This is a genomic window from Methylomusa anaerophila (assembly GCF_003966895.1).
Lineage (GTDB): Bacteria > Bacillota > Negativicutes > Sporomusales > Sporomusaceae > Methylomusa > Methylomusa anaerophila.
In genome coordinates this window covers 3,887,240-3,903,340 of record NZ_AP018449.1, presented here as the reverse complement: position 1 = coordinate 3,903,340, position 16,101 = coordinate 3,887,240, and the positions used below count along the sequence as shown (strand labels likewise).

The window sequence follows — 16,101 nt, the reverse complement described above, 5'->3', positions numbered from 1 at the left end:
TTGAAATAATTTTAGTACAATCAAACCATTTTTGCAATCTTTCCGCCATTACTCCGTTTGGTTGCCTGTAAACTTACTGAGTTCTTTTGCCAGTTGAATTCGGAGTTTCTCATTTTCTATTTCGAGATCTTTCTGCAATTGTTTGCTTTGGTGCAATCTGCGCTGCAATCGAAATTGTACAGGCATAACCAATGACAATACGGTCAATACCCCAAAAATTGCCGCGGCAAGAATTAGAATTACAAGTGACGTCTGAAAGCTCCAGGCAAAAAAACTAACCGTCACGGGGAATGAGTTCTGGACTGCGAAAACAGACACTAAGAGAGCGAATAAGAAAGCAAGTAATAAATATTGCAAGTTACCCACCTCCGCAATGCCGTAATGCCGCCGTTTTCACCTAATATTCTCGCCCCTTGCATAATAATCCTTTATTTTGTACAATAACATCCAAAATATAAACAAAAGAAAACAGGCGCTACAGTCGTTCTTGAGGAAAGCCTGTTTTCTTATATCTTTTATATAATTAGATATTTTAGAATTAAAATAATCATTATTAAGCCGCATAGGAATCGAAAAAATGCAACACAGGCAAGCCGGAACAATATTGTTGAAATTGTATCTACCCGAGGTAAAAAAGTTTTACCGATAATAAATTCCCAAAGAATCAATCCTATTGTTGGACCCAGCAGAGCGTCACACGCAACAATACCTCCCGACTGCGCTACTAAACTGTTAATACTAAATTCCTTAGAAATTTCGTAGCCTTTGGTTAGATATATGCGCAATAATCTACCGCCCACTTCCGCTGTTATTGCCAGCAATATAACAGTTGTGACAATCCTGCTATCCAGCGGCAGAAAATTTGTAACGACATCATAGATAAAAACACCGGCCAAAATGATGAGCGTCCCGGGAAATTTATGAGTCAGGGTACATATGAGGCCTAGCAGCATAATCAGTACGACAAGAAATTTAATTAGCAACACAAAAGTAACCTCATTTCCAGATTTATCGCCTTTTTATTTTGTTTTCTTTAAGCTTTGTTTATGTAAAAAAATACACAGATAACAGGATCAGATAGCGAGTCGGAAAATAAAAGGACTGGAAGCCCAGTCCAAAAATTTATCATCATCATCATCATCATTATTATTATTTATTATTTAACACCTTTCGTTTTCATTTCAATACGCTTTTTTTCATCATATTCTTTCCAGGTAACCCATATTGGACTGGCATTGAATATAGATGAATACGCACCGCTGGTGACACCGATTAAAAGTGCAAGCGAAAAGTTTTTTGTACTTTCGCCGCCGAAAAAATAAAGAGAAGCTGTAGCAAATAGTACGGTGAGCGCGGTATAGATTGATCGAGTCATGGTCTGCCAGATGCTGCGATTGACCAATTCTTGAAATCCTTCTCCTTTACGGTACGTTTTCAGGTTTTCCCTAATTCGGTCGAAGATAACGATTGTGTCGTTGATGGAATAGCCGACGATTGTTAGAACAGCCGCAACGAAGGAAGCATCAATTTCTATTTGCAGTAGGGAGAAAATACCTAAAACCACAAGGACGTCGTGTATCAGGGCGAGAATTCCGGAAACTGCAAACTTAAATTCAAACCGGTAGGTAATATAAATTATTATCAAAACCCAAGAGGCAAGAAGCGCTAATAAAGCCTGTGTGGTAAGCTCAGAACCGATAACGGCCCCAACCTTTTCAACTCTTAATATCTCAAAGGCTCCCAGTTTGGTTTCCAGACTTTTTAGTACGTCTTTACGCTCTTCTTCCGATAACACCTTTGTTCTGACAAATACGTTTGGTGATGCTTCCGTTTGTCCGGTAGCAGCCAGCTGAATTGTGCTATTCTCCAAATTATGTTCTTTCATAGCCTCCCGTATTTCCGCAACAGTGACCGGCCGGGCGAATTTCAAATCCAATAGGGTTCCGCCGGTAAAATCAATCCCCAGATTGAATCCTTGCACAAAAATGGAGATAATACCGGGAATTAATACTAGGGTGGAGAGCAAAAACCACCAGTATCGTTTGCCAACAATATCAAATTTCATATTCTCTCCACCTCCTAAGCCCCAAATAATTTGCCATTTTTTATTACATTCGCCTGAATAAACATTTTAAGTATATAGCGGGTAGCTGTGATTGCCGTAAACATACTGAGTATTATCCCCAGTCCCAAAGTTATGGCAAATCCTTTAATTGCGCCTGAACCCAGGAAAAATAATACTACTGCGGCAATCAAGGTTGTCACGTTTGAATCCAGAATTGTGGCAAAAGCCCGGTGAAAGCCTGCATCCATCGCCGTCCGCAGGGTTTTCCCGGCCCGGTATTCTTCTTTAAAACGTTCGAAAATTAATACGTTGGCATCAACGGCCATACCCATTGATAAGATAATGCCGGCAATGCCGGGTAATGTTAAGGTGGCATTAAGCATTTTGAGAGAAACAAGCAAGAGCAATACGTATAGTATCAGCGCTACATTGGCCACAAAACCGGACAGCCGGTAAAACAGCAGCATAAAAACAACAATGGCGGCAATGCCGATCATAAAGGCCTGGATGCTTTTATCTTTGGAATCCTGTCCTAAAGTCGGTCCCACTGTCCTCGTTTCCAGAATGTCAACTTTAACAGGCAGCGCGCCCGACCTTAGAAGAATTGCCAGTCTTTCCGCTTCTTCAATACTTCTGTTACCGGTGATGACAGCTTTGCCGTTTGGTATGGCTTCCTGAACAACCGGACTGGTCAATACTTGCTTATCTAAAAGAATAGAAATATGTTTACCGACATTTTTGGCTGTCAGGTCGGCAAACTTCTTTGCCCCTTCGTCCGAGAACTCAATGTCAACCAAATTTTGTTTCCTTTGATCAATATGCGCTCTGGCATCTTTTAGATCTTTGCCGGTCAGCACCACAGCGCCGCTTTCATCCTGGAATTCCAAAAGCGCTGTTTTGCCCAATAGTTCAATTGCTTTCTCAGGATCTTTGACCCCGGGAAGTTCGACGATAAGCCGCCTGTCACTCTCCCGTTGAACAAGCGGCTCGGTAAGTCCCAGTTCATTTATCCTGTGCTCAATTATTTGCTTTACCCGTTGCATGGCATCCTCGTCAACCTTTGCTTCCGGTGTATCGGATGCTTCTAATATAATATGGGTGCCTCCCTGCAAATCAAGCCCTTGTTTGATAGAAAGGGCCAAGGGTAACATATAATAGCCGGCGACAACCAGTATAGCTATGACCACTAACAAAAACCTGGTCAAATTACCCCATCTCAAATATTTCTCCCCCAATCTATGTGTTTACATATTTCGGAACGAATTAATTATATCCGGTAAGCAAATTACCGTCAACAAAGAGACTAGTCTGATGATAGTGCAAATTCCATTACAGCAGCTCATTCTCGTTGATGACAAGTTTAAACCGGCATTCTAAAAATTCCGCAGCCCGTCGACACATAATCATGCGTAGCAAAAAGATTTCAAAATACTCCATGACTGGACATATTTTCGTATCAATATTCAATTTTAACGTAATATTACGTATATCTCGATCAATCAATAATTTACTGCTTTCAACAGCATAGTTGACCCGATCGTGAATTTCAAACTTGGCGAAATCAGTATTAGTAACTCTGGTGCGATGTACATCCGATTTGTCAGCCAGTATTAATGCGGCGGCAACATGATTGACCGCGTTACCTCGTTCTTCTTCATGGTTCCCGATAGCGGATATTACTAAAGCAATTTCTTCAGGTATCATCCCGTGGCGGGTAAGCAAATTATAAGCCATTACGGCCCCGTATCCCCCATGGTTATAACGGTTGATCATGTTGGCTATATCATGAAGATAACCGGCTATTGCCGCAAGTTCACAGTCACGCGACGGAAACCCAAGTTCCTGTAATACCTTATAGGCAAGAGCAGACACCAAACCGGCATGCCTCAACCCATGTTCGGTAAAACCAAGACGTTTCAAATACTTCGTACTGCGGGTAAGATATACAGATACCTCATAATCTGTTTTTAAATCGGCGATGGTAATTGGTTCTACAGAAGTGACTTGCACCATTACACCCTCCATATAAAATAATGCAATACACTATAGTAATACCCTTACCATACCGAAAACTAAACATAAAAGTTACTCAGCTTTTACCGCAATTCAATATGCCTTCTTCGGTAAGTAAATAATTTACCGGGCGGTCATGTTCATCAACCGGTACAGAGTCCAATATTTGAGCAGCCCATGCTGCGCCGATCAATTCAGACTTTGAAGCCCGAAGCAAAAACCGGTCATAGTAACCTGCCCCCATTCCGAGGCGTCGGCCGGCGCGATCATACGCTACACCAGGCACAATAATCAGGTCAAGATCGCTAGGATCCAAAATTTTAAGGGTCGCCGGATTAGGTACAAGTAAATCGAACTGTCCCACTACCAAATCGTCCAAATTTTGAATAATGGCTGCATCCATCAACCCGCGGGTTTCATACATGTGCGGCACGCAGACGGTTTTGCCTCCGGCCAGCGCATGGGCAATGACCTTATCCATGTGGGGTTCGTCAGGCATGGCCAGATATAACATGATATTCCTGGCTGCTTGATACTGCGGCCACTTGAACAAATGCTCAGCCAGCTTGTCGCTGCCTGAGGCGATTTCCTCACGAGTCATGCTGCGCCTGATAGCCAAAAGCTTTTTGCGCAAATCTTTTTTAGCGCCTTTATTTACTTCCTGATATTCATTACTATTCATTATGCCAACTCCTTTTGATTATAGTTGCAAATGGTTCGTCACGGTACTAGGTGTTTTTATCTTGATTTTGATAATGGCTTACTGCCGAACGAGAGACGACAATCTCAACTTTATCAGCAATTTTTACGGTGACAACCTTGTCGGTAAGAGCCGTAATCGTACCATGAACGCCACCAATCGTTACAATACGATCCCCTTTTTTTAGATTGCTCAGCATTTCCTGACGACGCTGCTGCTCCTTTTTTTGCGGACGATACAGTAAAAAATAAAAGATAACCCCCATTAATACGATCGGCCATGATGCCTGTAACATTTGCAATACCTCGGGAGAAAACTCCGGCAAAATATTCACCTCCTAATTTAGCATATCAGCCAATATATTCCACGCACTTTTCTGAATTCCTCTATTGCCGGCGATAATGCGACCAAAACTCTTCCCGGAAAGCCAAGAATTTATCTTCCAGAATCGCCTTTCGCATATTTTTCATAAAACTTAGCAAGAAATAAAGGTTGTGAATTGTTGTCAACCGGAGACCAAATATCTCCTCCGCTTTTAACAAATGACGGATATATGCCCGCGTAAAGTTACGGCAGGTATAGCACCCGCAATCGGGGTCTATCGGCTGAAAATCGCGGGCATATTCAGCATTTTTTACTACCAGCCGGCCGCGACTGGTCATAACCGTTCCGTTGCGGGCTACCCTCGTCGGAAAGACGCAGTCGAACATATCAATGCCATACATTACGCCTTCCACAAGACAGTCCGGGGTGCCGACACCCATTAGATATCTTGGCTTTTTTTCCGGCAATAAAGGAACGGTATATGCCAGCATCTCATACATTAAAGGCTTTGGTTCACCTACGCTCAAGCCACCAATGGCATATCCGGGAAAATCAAGGGAAACCAGATCGCTAACGCTTATGCGGCGTAAATCCTTATGCATTCCTCCCTGAACAATTCCGAAAAGCCCCTGATCTTTTCTGGTATGCGCTGCTTTACAACGTTCAGCCCAACGGCTGGTACGCGCCGTTGAAAGGCGGGCGTATTCATAATCGGCGGGATAAGGGACGCATTCGTCAAAAGCCATGATGATATCCGCCCCCAGCGCCATTTGCACCTCAGTGGCTTTTTCCGGTGAAAGAAAATGCTTGGATCCGTCAATATGAGAACGAAAAGTAACCCCATCTTCAGTGATTTTCCGTAAAGGGCCTAAGCTGAATACCTGAAAGCCACCGCTATCGGTGAGAATTCCACCGTCCCAATGCATGAACGTGTGCAGTCCGCCCGCTTCGGCAATCAGCTGGTGACCAGGTCGCAGATATAAATGATAGGTATTGCTTAAAATTATACCCGTTCCCATGTCTTTTAGTTCCCGGGGCGACATTGACTTAACTGTAGCTTGCGTTCCTACGGGCATAAAAATAGGCGTGTCAAAAACTCCATGTGGAGTGTATAATTTTCCAACTCGTGCCCCCGTTTGGGAACACCGTTTTATTAATTCGTAAGTTATAGCCATAAAACACCCCAAAAAAGATTTGGTTTACTCTTTAAGCAGGGAACTGCTTATAAACCGCCATCTGCGTCGTTGCTCCTGCGGTCCTCACTTCAACCGTTCTGGCCTAGTCAGCCCTTTCCTAAGTAGTCTGTGCGGACATCCGAGTACGCCTCCGTTCCGGTCCCCGCGCAAACTGTTATGCTCAGTTAACGAAATCAGAATCGTCGTCGCGCCTAGCATCTGACGATTTCTAAGCAGTTCGAGGCATTTGATAGTTACCAAGAAAGTTGGATTTGCTTGCTTAGATGATAAGCATGGCATCGCCAAAGCTGAAAAATCTGTACCGCTCCGCCACAGCTTCAGCGTAGGCGGAGAGTATTAATTCCCTGTTGGCAAAAGCGCTAACTAACATAAGTAAAGTTGATTTGGGGAGATGGAAATTGGTAACAAGTGCGTCTATGATCCTAAACCGATAACCTGGATAAATAAATATATTAGTCCAACCGCTTTGGGCTGCCAAAACTCCGTCTTTTCCCGCGGTTTCTAAAGTGCGTACTGCAGTAGTTCCCACCGCGATCACTCGGTTGCCTGCAGCTTTAGTTTTGTTAACAATACGCGCTGTTTCCTCGGATACAGAGTAATATTCCCTGTGCATACTGTGCTGGCTTATATCGGCAACACTCACGGGACGAAAGGTTCCCAAGCCGACATGCAAGGTTACAAATGCCAGATTAATGCCCGCTTCTTTCAGTTTGGTCATCATATCGCTTGTAAAGTGTAAGCCTGCGGTTGGCGCTGCTGCTGATCCTTTTTCCTTCGCGTACACCGTCTGATATCTTTCTTTATCGTGCAAGGTTTCTTTGATATAAGGCGGCAGAGGGGTTTCGCCCAAAAAATCCAGTATTTCCTCAAAAATTCCGTCATAACTAAAGCGGACAATGCGTCCGCCAAAGTCAGTGCCTGCTATAACTTCACATCTGAGCAAATTACCAAACTCAATTATAGCTCCCGGCCGAGCTCGTTTTCCTGGTTTAACTAAACATTCCCATTGATCACCGGAATTTCGATTTAGAAGAAATACTTCCACTTTACTGCCGGTATCTGCTTTTTCGCCAATAAGTCTGGCTGGAATTACCCTAGTATCATTAAAAACCAGGGTGTCCCCTGGTTGTAAATATTGCTGCAAATTGTAAAAATGTTGATGCTCCATCAAACCAGACTGTCTGTGTACCACCAGCAGCCGAGAATGGTTTCGCGGTTCAATCGGGTATTGGGCAATAAGTTCTTCAGGCAAATAATAATCAAAATCAGACAACAGCATGAAAAAACAAAAGCTCCTTTATTAAGTTTTAGTAAAGTTTAATGATCTCCACACCCTGGTAGTAGTGTTTCAATATATCTTTAAAATATTCGGGATTGCCTTGCGCCTTGTCCGCCATGGCTTTTGCCCCCCATTGGGAAAGACCCAGGCCATGACCCCAACCAAATCCGGATATAACTAATGAGCCTTTCTTATTAATTACATAACGTATGTTGTTATGGCTGCTAATATTTTTAGTCGATGAAGTATTTCCGACCTTAGTATTGCGGTACTTGAAAGCATCAGTTTTGTCCGTGGCAGCCATTTGTCCCGCGCTCGCAAAATTAATATCGAAAAGCGTGCTGTTAAGTCCAAATAGACTGCGAAACTTTGCACCGGTGATGTATACCTCCCCATTAGCCCCTATCAGGCGAAGCGTTTTAACCCGGCCTGATATTCCCCGGTCAGCAACATTCACGGGCGGCTTACTTAACGGGGTCAATTCGATTGCTTGTAATGATCCTACCTTGTAGCCAGCTTTACCTAACATAGCGTTAACTTCGTGTAATGGGATACTTTTATCCCATTTGTAATAAGGGGAATATTGATCTGTATCAACCACTCCACGAAGGTACGGCAGGTATGCCGACCAAACGTTTTCGCTGTTTTCCGTGTATCCGCCGGAACTACTATGGAAATATGCCGTAATTAGCTTGCCGTCATATGTAAGTACTAACCCGCGGGTGGAATCAACAGCCTCAATTGCCCGGAATGCCTCACTTTCCCGTCCGCCATAGATCTGGCAATCAGTGGTTGTACAAACATCAAAGCCGTCTGCTTTATGTTTATTAAGATTGGCCATAGCATAGGTGCGTGCAGCCACAGCCTGGGCTTTAACCGCCTCTATGGGCCAATCCGGGGATATTTCATTTTTGATAACTCCGTAAAGATACTGTTCTACGGGAACGGTATTAATAACGGTCAGGCCATTGTTTCCACCAGTTGCGCGAACTTCGATGCTGCCACGGTAATGCCGCTCACTCACTTCGATAGAGTCTTCTGAAGAGCGGATACCATTCGGATGTCTTAAGATGACAGCTAATGATTGTACAGGCATTTGTTTGTTATTCAAGGCAACATAGCCGTTTTTTGCTGTTAATACCACCCGGTCTTTACTGCGAAACTTTCCCAAGATAAGTGTAGGCTTCATCCCAGTTTCAGAAGCTGCGGCAAGTTCGAAATCCGTATTTGCAGAAATGATCACCGACGATTGATTGACTGCTATCCCAATTTTAATGCTTGGCTCATAGGTTTTTTTCAACGTGTTGCTTGAATCATATTCCAATTTTGCTTGGCATGGAAACTGAGCGCCAAACAAAACTATTAATAGAAAAACGGAAATACTCCCCATTATTTTGCGAGCTATTTTACGAGGCAACAATTTTTTCACTCCTTTCTATAGATGGGGTACTAGCGTCTGATGAATATGTTAAGAATAATGGTTAGTATAATACTAATAATAATTGAGGTAACAATAGGAAAATGAAAACTGAAATTATCCCTTTCAAAATAAATATCACCCGGTAAACGTCCCAGATTAAAAAGTTTACCGCCAAAATAAAACGCTGCTCCGGTAATAAGCATGATTATCCCCAAAATCATCAGCATTTTACCAATAGAACCAATAGAATCAAAACCTTGCATCATTCTACTCCTTCTGAGGCTTGTAGTAACGTTCTTTTTCACTAAATATACAGCCGCAGTAGGGCTGTCGATACATTCCCCTGTCACGGCTGATTTTTACACCCTCGGTCCAGCCAGGACGAAAATCAATATACTGAAATGCTATGCCTTCATCTTGGGACACTTGCTCTGCGACTTCTTTAATCATTTCGTGCTGTTGATAAGGACTAACCAGTAAAGTAGTAGTAAAACAATCGAAGCCATGTACTTTACCATATTGCGCTGTTTGGCGCAGCCGAAGATAATAACATTCATGGCAACGCCCTTGTTGGGCATTGAAGACCCGCAGTAAATAGTCTTCCAGCGCGTACCGTTCATCGGTTAATAATTCCAGTCCGGTATCTTGAGCGTATGTTTTCAGTGTTTCCAGGCGTTTCGCGAATTCTTTATAAGGGTGAATATTAGGGTTATAAAAATAACCGATTATATCATATTCACTATAATTTTCACGTAAATGCTGAACCGGATAGACTGCACATGGCCCGCAACAGATATGCAACAGCATTTTTTTGCGGGTTTGATCAGTTGTCATCAAGTCTCACCTTCTCACCTACCAGAATTTTTCCTGATTGCTTTCTTTATAGGGAATATTTAAATGAGCATATGCTGTGGGCGTGGCTACTCGTCCGCGGGGAGTACGGGCGATGAATCCCATTTGCAGCAAGAAAGGTTCGTATACGTCTTCGATTGTATCCGTTTCTTCACTTATGGCAGCCGCTAATGTATCCAACCCAACAGGCCCGCCATTAAAATTTTTAATAATCGTTTTTAAGAGACTACGGTCAATTTTATCCAGCCCGAGTTGGTCTACTTCTAATAAAGCCAGGGCTTTATCCGCTACTGCATTAGTAATTACGCCGTCTCCTGTCACCTGAGCAAAATCTCTTACTCTTTTCAGAAGGCGGTTGGCAATCCGCGGAGTACCGCGTGAACGTCTGGCAATTTCCCTTGCGCCCAGGGAATCAATTCTAACATTTAGGATTTCTGCGGCGCGGTTTACGATGCATTCAAGATGCTCCGTAGTATAATACTCCAACCGGCAAATGACGCCAAACCGGTCCCGTAAAGGGGCGGCAAGCGCACCTGCTCTGGTAGTTGCTCCAACTAACGTAAATTTGGGTAAATCTAAACGAATGGAACGCGCACTAGGGCCTTTCCCAATGATTATGTCGAGAGCATAATCCTCCATTGCCGAATATAAAATCTCCTCCACACTGCGGGATAAACGATGTATCTCATCTATAAACAAAACATCCTTCTCGCCAAGATTGGTGAGTAGGGCGGCAAGATCACCCGGTCTTTCTACAGCCGGGCCCGAGGTGATACGAAAATTAACCCCTAATTCAACGGCGATGATTCCTGCCAACGTTGTTTTGCCAAGGCCGGGAGGACCATACAACAGCACATGGTCCAATGCTTCCCCTCTAGCCAAAGTTGCCTGTATAAAAATCGAAAGGTTATTCTTTACTTGATCCTGACCAATATATTCTGCCAGGCGGCGCGGCCGTAAACTATACTGCCAGGAGTCGGCTTCCTGCTCGCCTCCGGCCACAATGCGTTCCTCCACTAATATTCCCTCCAGACTATCTTGCGCCAAAATCTTTCAGTACTTCTTTGATCAATTGTTCCACTGTGCAAGCTAAGTTCGCCTGCTGATACTCCTCAGTTTTTTGTTTGATGACCGGCATAATTTCCGCCTGATTGTATCCCAACGTGATAAGAGCTTGAACCGTTTGACGAATGACATCCTGGGCTGAATCCGCCGCTGCGTCAGAAATGCCAATTCCTGCATACTCGTTATCAAGGGGCACTGCAATTTTATCCTTAAGTTCTAAAATCATTCTTTCGGCGGTTTTTTTGCCAATACCGGGTATCTTCGTTAGTACCCCTATATTTTTCTGACCAATTGCTATATAAAAATCCTGGGGCCTAATCGCAGACAGAATGCTGACTGCTGCCTTCGGCCCTATTCCGGTAACGGCAATGAGCTTCATAAATAAGTCATATTCTTCTTCTGTAAAAAATCCAAATAATGTAAGAGAATCTTCCCTTACATTCAAATACGTAAACAATGATATCGTTGTCCCAACAGACAGCCTTTGTCTGGTAGATAATGGGATACATATCCGGTAGCCAATCCCTTGTACATCTACAAAGCAATATTCAGGAAACAGATGGGAAACTTCACCTTTGATGTAACCAATCATGAAAATACTTCCTTTATTTTAGTTGCTATTCTGTTGGCCCCATTTATATGCAGCGTACAGATTGCAACAGCTAATGCGTCGGCAACATCGTCAGGATGAGGTTTTTGGGATAGATTGAGCAGTCGCTGCGTCATATAAATTACTTGCTCTTTCGCAGCATTTCCGTAGCCTACCACCGATTGCTTCACCTGCAAAGGAGTAAATTCAGCGACGGAAACCCCATTTTGCACAGCGGCAAGCAGAACGACACCCTTTGCTTGCCCTACTGCCATAGCAGTTCTGACATTTTTATTAAAAAACAATTGCTCCACCCCAACGATGTCGGGATGATAATTTTTAATCAATAATTCAATTCCTTCATATACCTTTAGCAGTCTGTCGGCAGCTTCCAAGTCAGAACGCGTTTGAACCGCACCATAAGTCACCGCCCGCAAACGGCTGCCACTTTGTTCTACCAGCCCGTAACCGCAGATAGCGGTACCAGGGTCTATTCCCAATGCTAGCATGTATTACCTCCTCGAATGCATTGGGTTAGATTCGACATATTGGTATACTATTCCTTTAATGCTGGAGTAACAAATAATGCTGGAGTAACAAAAATAAGAGGGCTTCCCCTCTTATTTTTGCAATCCTTCCAACGTCCTAAGCAGTTCTTCCTTGGTTTGGATGACTAGTCCTTGGCGTATTTCCCCCAGGTCCTGCGGGGTCAAACTACTCACCGGAATTTTGGTTACTTCCTTAATAATTGCTTTGGGGCCGGGTACGCCGTAATACACTGCCACATAACCATCTTTAATGCCAATAAACATGTTATTAGCATGCTCACGGCATAAGCTGTCTACCTTCAAGGACATTTCTACTTCTTTCGTGTCAAACGTAGTGATGTTCCAGCCAGAATAAATTTTCTGCAGCTGATTAAAGTTCAATCCGATCAAATTATCTGGAGGCTTTGTTCGAAACACTTCTTCGTCGCCACATTTAGAATAAATGATTTTTTGTACCAGATCCATATCGGGGGTGATCTTAATTTTGCTATCATGTTTTGCAACTTCAGTGTCCCGTGACAAATCCGAATTTCCGGAATCCGTATAATAAAGCCAATAGAACGCAGCACAAAATACAATCAGAGCAAAACTGCAAATCATTAATAAACGTAATGATGGCGACAGCGGCCGAGGCAGTGAGAATAAAGATAACTTTTTGTATATTTTTTCAAACACTGGCGATACTCCTTTCTATAATAGTTTATTCATAGTATTGCCAGTATTTTTTCCAAAATATACATAGTTGTCCAAAAATGAATAAGTATTCTTTTATAATATTAATGTATTGCCCGTTTTCTAATACGTCCTCCCATAACCTCATGTACCTCACTTATAGTTACAAATGCATTTTCGTCTATTTCATCTATAATATTTTTTAATTTTGCGATTTCCAGACGCGTAATCACTAAATATAAAACAGTACGTTCTTCACCGCTGTAGCCACCCTTACCACTTAAAAGAGTTACCCCCCGACCTAACCGGGCCATTACTTTTTCAGCAATGATTTCCGCTTTCTCGGATACAATTATGGCAGATTTTGTTTCCTCTAAACCTTCGATCGTTATATCAATCATTTTAAAAGCAACAAAATAAGCGATAAGAGAATACATTGCTTTATTCCAGCCAAAAATAAGACCGGCGCTACTCAATATAAAAATGTTAAAAAACATTACAATTTCACCCACAGAAAATCCAGTTCTTTTATCTAAAATAATTGCTACAATTTCAGTTCCATCCAAAGAACCGCCGTAGCGTATAATTAAACCCACCCCTATGCCTAATATTATTCCACCAAATACAGATGCTAAAAGAAGATCTTCCGTTAAGCCAGGGATGGGATGGAGAACAGTAACCCATATAGACAATGATAAAATTGAAAACAAGGTAGATATAACAAATGATTTTCCGATATGATTATAACCCAGTATTAAAAAAGGAACGTTTAGGAAAAAAATAAACAATCCTAACGAAAAATTACTGAGATAACTTAGCATAATGGAAATTCCAACTACACCACCATCAATAATATGGTTGGGAATTAAGAAAATTTCAAGACCAACCGCTGCAAGAATTGATCCAATAAACAAAAATAAATACTTAAACAAATTTTTTCTAAATTGATTTCGCTTAGTCATTTTTCCCTCCAAGTTATAATATTTGAGCTCCCTTTATACTTGTATACTTGCTCACAAGGCGCTTTCATAAGTTTAGATTCAGATAAACGCCGTCGAGATCATCTTGCGTAATGCCTATATATTTGAGGGTAGTCGAAGGCGTTGCGTGATTAAACAACTTTTGTATTACTTCAATGGAAACCCCGGATTTATAAGCATGATAGCCGAATGTTTTTCGTAGGGTATGAGTGCCAATCTTCTCAGTAATTCCAATTGACCTGGCGGCATTGTTAATAATCTTATATGCCTGATCCCTTTGCAGCGGTGCCTTACCGGCACTTTTCTTTTTAGATAGGAACAGGGGTTCATTATATTCGTATACTCTGTTTCTCAAATACTCTGCAATCGTTTTCCGGGCTACGTCATTAAGCAGAAAATCTTTTGTCTTATTTGTTTTTTTCTCTCGCAAGGTAATTCGTTCTCGAATTTTGCCTGTATCATCAACCACGTCAGAAATTTTTAAATTTAGTAAATCACTAATGCGTAACCCGGAATTTATCCCTAGGGTAAATAAACAGTAATCTCGAACGTTATTAGCCAGAAGAACTTTTTTAATACTATCAATCTTTTTTTTGTCGCGGATAGGCTGTACAAATTCCAATTTTTGCACCCCATCAGTATCATACATAATGTTATCATATCATATATTGTGTATGATGTAAAGAATACGAGCCAATAATTGGTTTTGCATAAAAAACGTACCTCCCATTGATTAAATGAGAAGGTACGTTATGGATAGAACTAAACCTTCGAAATCCCGTGAGCTTACTATATTTCTAAAGAGTCTTCATCAATATCGAAATTAGCATAAACATCTTGTACATCATCATGGTCTTCAAGAGCGTCCATGAGCCTGACCATCTTTGTGGCGTCATCGCCAGTTAAATCCATCGTTGTATCAGGTATCCTGGTAACTCTTGCAATTTCGGTTTTGATGTTGTTTTTCTCCAGAGTTTCCTGAAGCAGTTCAAAATCTTCGGGATCAGTTGTGATTTCGAACTGTCCGTCCACAGCTTTGAAATCTTCCGCGCCAGCGTCCAGTGCCAATAACATCAGATTTTCTTCCTCGATTCCCGCTTGCTGTTCAATAACAAAAAGACCTTTTAGCTTAAACATCCACGAAACGCAGCCACTCTCACCCAGGTTTCCACCATTTTTGGAAAATAAATGCCGAATATCAGCGGCTGTGCGATTACGATTATCGGTCATAGCTTCTACCATGACGGCTACTCCTCCCGGCCCGTAGCCCTCATACACAATTTCTTCATAATTGCTGCCGTCAAGTGCACCCGCGCCTTTTTGTATTGCTCTTTGAATATTCTCCTTGGGAATATTATTTTCTCTTGCTTTTTGGAGAGCAAGCTTCAGGCGCATATTACCTGTGGGATCAGTTCCTCCCAGCCGGACAGCAATACTAATCTCCCGACTGATTTTCGTTGTAATTTTACCGCGAACGGCATCCAGTTTCCCTTTACGATGTTTTATATTGGCCCATTTAGAGTGTCCTGACATATCTATACCCCTCTCCGACTATATGAACGGAAATATTGTATCATATTATTAGTTTTTTCGTAAAGTATCAGGAGAGCCCAATGAATCGCTTTCAAAAGGAAAGGGAAATTGGACATAAGTATTAGGTACTTCTCCGACTACTACATATTCTGCAATGGGTACTTGCGTATTGACACTGACACTTTTACTCACCAAAGGTACAACAATTCGGATTTCAGTTGTGGCTAACAAGTATACCATGTGTCGCGTTTGATTTATGCCGGCCTGTTCAAATTTATCTACAACTTTGACTTGAACTGTACCGATTGGAATAATGGTAACCGTGATTTTTGGTCCCATGCTAGCTAATAATTGACTTCCCAGCACTTGACCAATCGGAATTCGAATTTTTTCTTCAGCAATATTTTTTAATGATTCCTGCACTTTTATGGTCGTATCGGCGGCAAGTTTGTTAAATTCCATTGTATTAGGCTGGATTAAAACCACTCTGCCATGCTCATCGACGGAAACATTTACCAGTGTTTTGGGATCGATAGATACGCTTACCTTATCGTTGATAACGTCATTGATAGACTGAGTTGCAATTAAGGTAGCACGTGTTTCCGCTATTGCCATTAATGTAGGTTTGAGATGAGTTTCAGCTCGCCAGAAAAAAAACACTAATATTCCAGATATTAGGATGATGATTAGCGGTATGAGCGGAATGGTCCGCCTCTTTCGTACGGAAAACCGCATGGATCATTCCTCCTCGTCCGTTCCACCCGGACAACATCCCCAATTAATGCTAATTATATATATGGTATTAGTCAAAAGATGGTGTCCGGTTTTAACGGCATAAATACATTAATATATTAATATTACACTT

20 protein-coding genes are annotated in these 16,101 nt (G+C 42.1%); all 20 read right to left on the bottom strand.

Annotation, left to right across the window (positions count from 1 at the left end; all coding sequences use genetic code 11):
* Window positions 1–48: 48 nt before the first annotated feature.
* Window positions 49–318 carry a LapA family protein gene (locus MAMMFC1_RS17650; RefSeq protein ID WP_269471895.1) on the bottom strand — a complete coding sequence of 90 codons (270 nt, stop codon included), beginning with the start codon at window positions 316–318 and terminating at the stop codon, window positions 49–51.
* Window positions 319–515: 197 nt separating this feature from the next.
* On the bottom strand, window positions 516–953 hold the full coding sequence (locus MAMMFC1_RS17645; RefSeq protein WP_126310717.1) for a DUF456 family protein: 438 nt from the start codon (window positions 951–953) through the stop codon (window positions 516–518).
* Between the two features lie 203 nt (window positions 954–1,156).
* The gene (gene secF, locus MAMMFC1_RS17640; RefSeq protein WP_126309774.1) at window positions 1,157–2,065 is read right to left on the bottom strand and encodes a protein translocase subunit SecF; all 909 of its coding nucleotides are present in this window, start codon (window positions 2,063–2,065) and stop codon (window positions 1,157–1,159) included.
* 14 nt (window positions 2,066–2,079) lie between these two features.
* Window positions 2,080–3,285, bottom strand: a complete 1,206-nt coding sequence (secD, locus tag MAMMFC1_RS17635) for a protein translocase subunit SecD (RefSeq protein ID WP_126309773.1) — start codon at window positions 3,283–3,285, stop codon at window positions 2,080–2,082.
* Between the two features lie 109 nt (window positions 3,286–3,394).
* Window positions 3,395–4,078 (bottom strand): HD domain-containing protein, encoded by a 684-nt coding sequence (locus tag MAMMFC1_RS17630; protein WP_126309772.1) that lies wholly within the window; start codon window positions 4,076–4,078, stop codon window positions 3,395–3,397.
* 76 nt (window positions 4,079–4,154) lie between these two features.
* Window positions 4,155–4,760 carry a 5-formyltetrahydrofolate cyclo-ligase gene (locus MAMMFC1_RS17625; protein ID WP_126309771.1) on the bottom strand — a complete coding sequence of 202 codons (606 nt, stop codon included), beginning with the start codon at window positions 4,758–4,760 and terminating at the stop codon, window positions 4,155–4,157.
* A gap of 46 nt (window positions 4,761–4,806) precedes the next feature.
* The gene (gene yajC, locus MAMMFC1_RS17620) at window positions 4,807–5,103 is read right to left on the bottom strand and encodes a preprotein translocase subunit YajC (protein ID WP_126309770.1); all 297 of its coding nucleotides are present in this window, start codon (window positions 5,101–5,103) and stop codon (window positions 4,807–4,809) included.
* Between the two features lie 61 nt (window positions 5,104–5,164).
* Window positions 5,165–6,277, bottom strand: coding sequence for a tRNA guanosine(34) transglycosylase Tgt (gene tgt / locus MAMMFC1_RS17615; RefSeq protein WP_126309769.1), 1,113 nt, complete (start codon window positions 6,275–6,277; stop codon window positions 5,165–5,167).
* Window positions 6,278–6,557: 280 nt separating this feature from the next.
* On the bottom strand, window positions 6,558–7,577 hold the full coding sequence (queA, locus tag MAMMFC1_RS17610; RefSeq protein WP_126309768.1) for a tRNA preQ1(34) S-adenosylmethionine ribosyltransferase-isomerase QueA: 1,020 nt from the start codon (window positions 7,575–7,577) through the stop codon (window positions 6,558–6,560).
* A 28-nt stretch (window positions 7,578–7,605) separates the two neighbouring features.
* Window positions 7,606–8,997 carry a SpoIID/LytB domain-containing protein gene (locus MAMMFC1_RS17605; RefSeq protein ID WP_126309767.1) on the bottom strand — a complete coding sequence of 464 codons (1,392 nt, stop codon included), beginning with the start codon at window positions 8,995–8,997 and terminating at the stop codon, window positions 7,606–7,608.
* Between the two features lie 29 nt (window positions 8,998–9,026).
* On the bottom strand, window positions 9,027–9,260 hold the full coding sequence (locus MAMMFC1_RS17600) for a DUF2905 domain-containing protein (protein ID WP_126310715.1): 234 nt from the start codon (window positions 9,258–9,260) through the stop codon (window positions 9,027–9,029).
* Between the two features lie 4 nt (window positions 9,261–9,264).
* A complete protein-coding gene (locus MAMMFC1_RS17595; RefSeq protein WP_126309766.1) occupies window positions 9,265–9,831 on the bottom strand; it encodes an epoxyqueuosine reductase QueH in 567 nt (188 codons plus the stop codon).
* A gap of 18 nt (window positions 9,832–9,849) precedes the next feature.
* Window positions 9,850–10,866: a Holliday junction branch migration DNA helicase RuvB gene (gene ruvB, locus MAMMFC1_RS17590; protein ID WP_126309765.1), complete on the bottom strand. Its 1,017-nt coding sequence runs from the start codon at window positions 10,864–10,866 to the stop codon at window positions 9,850–9,852.
* Window positions 10,867–10,882: 16 nt separating this feature from the next.
* On the bottom strand, window positions 10,883–11,506 hold the full coding sequence (ruvA, locus tag MAMMFC1_RS17585) for a Holliday junction branch migration protein RuvA (RefSeq protein ID WP_126309764.1): 624 nt from the start codon (window positions 11,504–11,506) through the stop codon (window positions 10,883–10,885).
* The gene (gene ruvC / locus MAMMFC1_RS17580; RefSeq protein ID WP_126309763.1) at window positions 11,503–12,012 is read right to left on the bottom strand and encodes a crossover junction endodeoxyribonuclease RuvC; all 510 of its coding nucleotides are present in this window, start codon (window positions 12,010–12,012) and stop codon (window positions 11,503–11,505) included. The genes ruvA and ruvC overlap by 4 nt, the downstream gene beginning before the upstream one ends.
* A 111-nt stretch (window positions 12,013–12,123) precedes the next feature.
* Window positions 12,124–12,726 (bottom strand): BofC C-terminal domain-containing protein, encoded by a 603-nt coding sequence (locus MAMMFC1_RS17575; protein ID WP_232035507.1) that lies wholly within the window; start codon window positions 12,724–12,726, stop codon window positions 12,124–12,126.
* Window positions 12,727–12,827: 101 nt separating this feature from the next.
* Window positions 12,828–13,685: a YitT family protein gene (locus MAMMFC1_RS17570; protein WP_126309762.1), complete on the bottom strand. Its 858-nt coding sequence runs from the start codon at window positions 13,683–13,685 to the stop codon at window positions 12,828–12,830.
* A gap of 64 nt (window positions 13,686–13,749) precedes the next feature.
* Window positions 13,750–14,352: a site-specific integrase gene (locus tag MAMMFC1_RS17565; RefSeq protein WP_232035506.1), complete on the bottom strand. Its 603-nt coding sequence runs from the start codon at window positions 14,350–14,352 to the stop codon at window positions 13,750–13,752.
* Between the two features lie 140 nt (window positions 14,353–14,492).
* Window positions 14,493–15,236: a YebC/PmpR family DNA-binding transcriptional regulator gene (locus MAMMFC1_RS17560; RefSeq protein ID WP_126309761.1), complete on the bottom strand. Its 744-nt coding sequence runs from the start codon at window positions 15,234–15,236 to the stop codon at window positions 14,493–14,495.
* 48 nt (window positions 15,237–15,284) lie between these two features.
* A complete protein-coding gene (gene yunB / locus MAMMFC1_RS17555) occupies window positions 15,285–15,971 on the bottom strand; it encodes a sporulation protein YunB (RefSeq protein ID WP_126309760.1) in 687 nt (228 codons plus the stop codon).
* Window positions 15,972–16,101 lie beyond the last annotated feature (130 nt).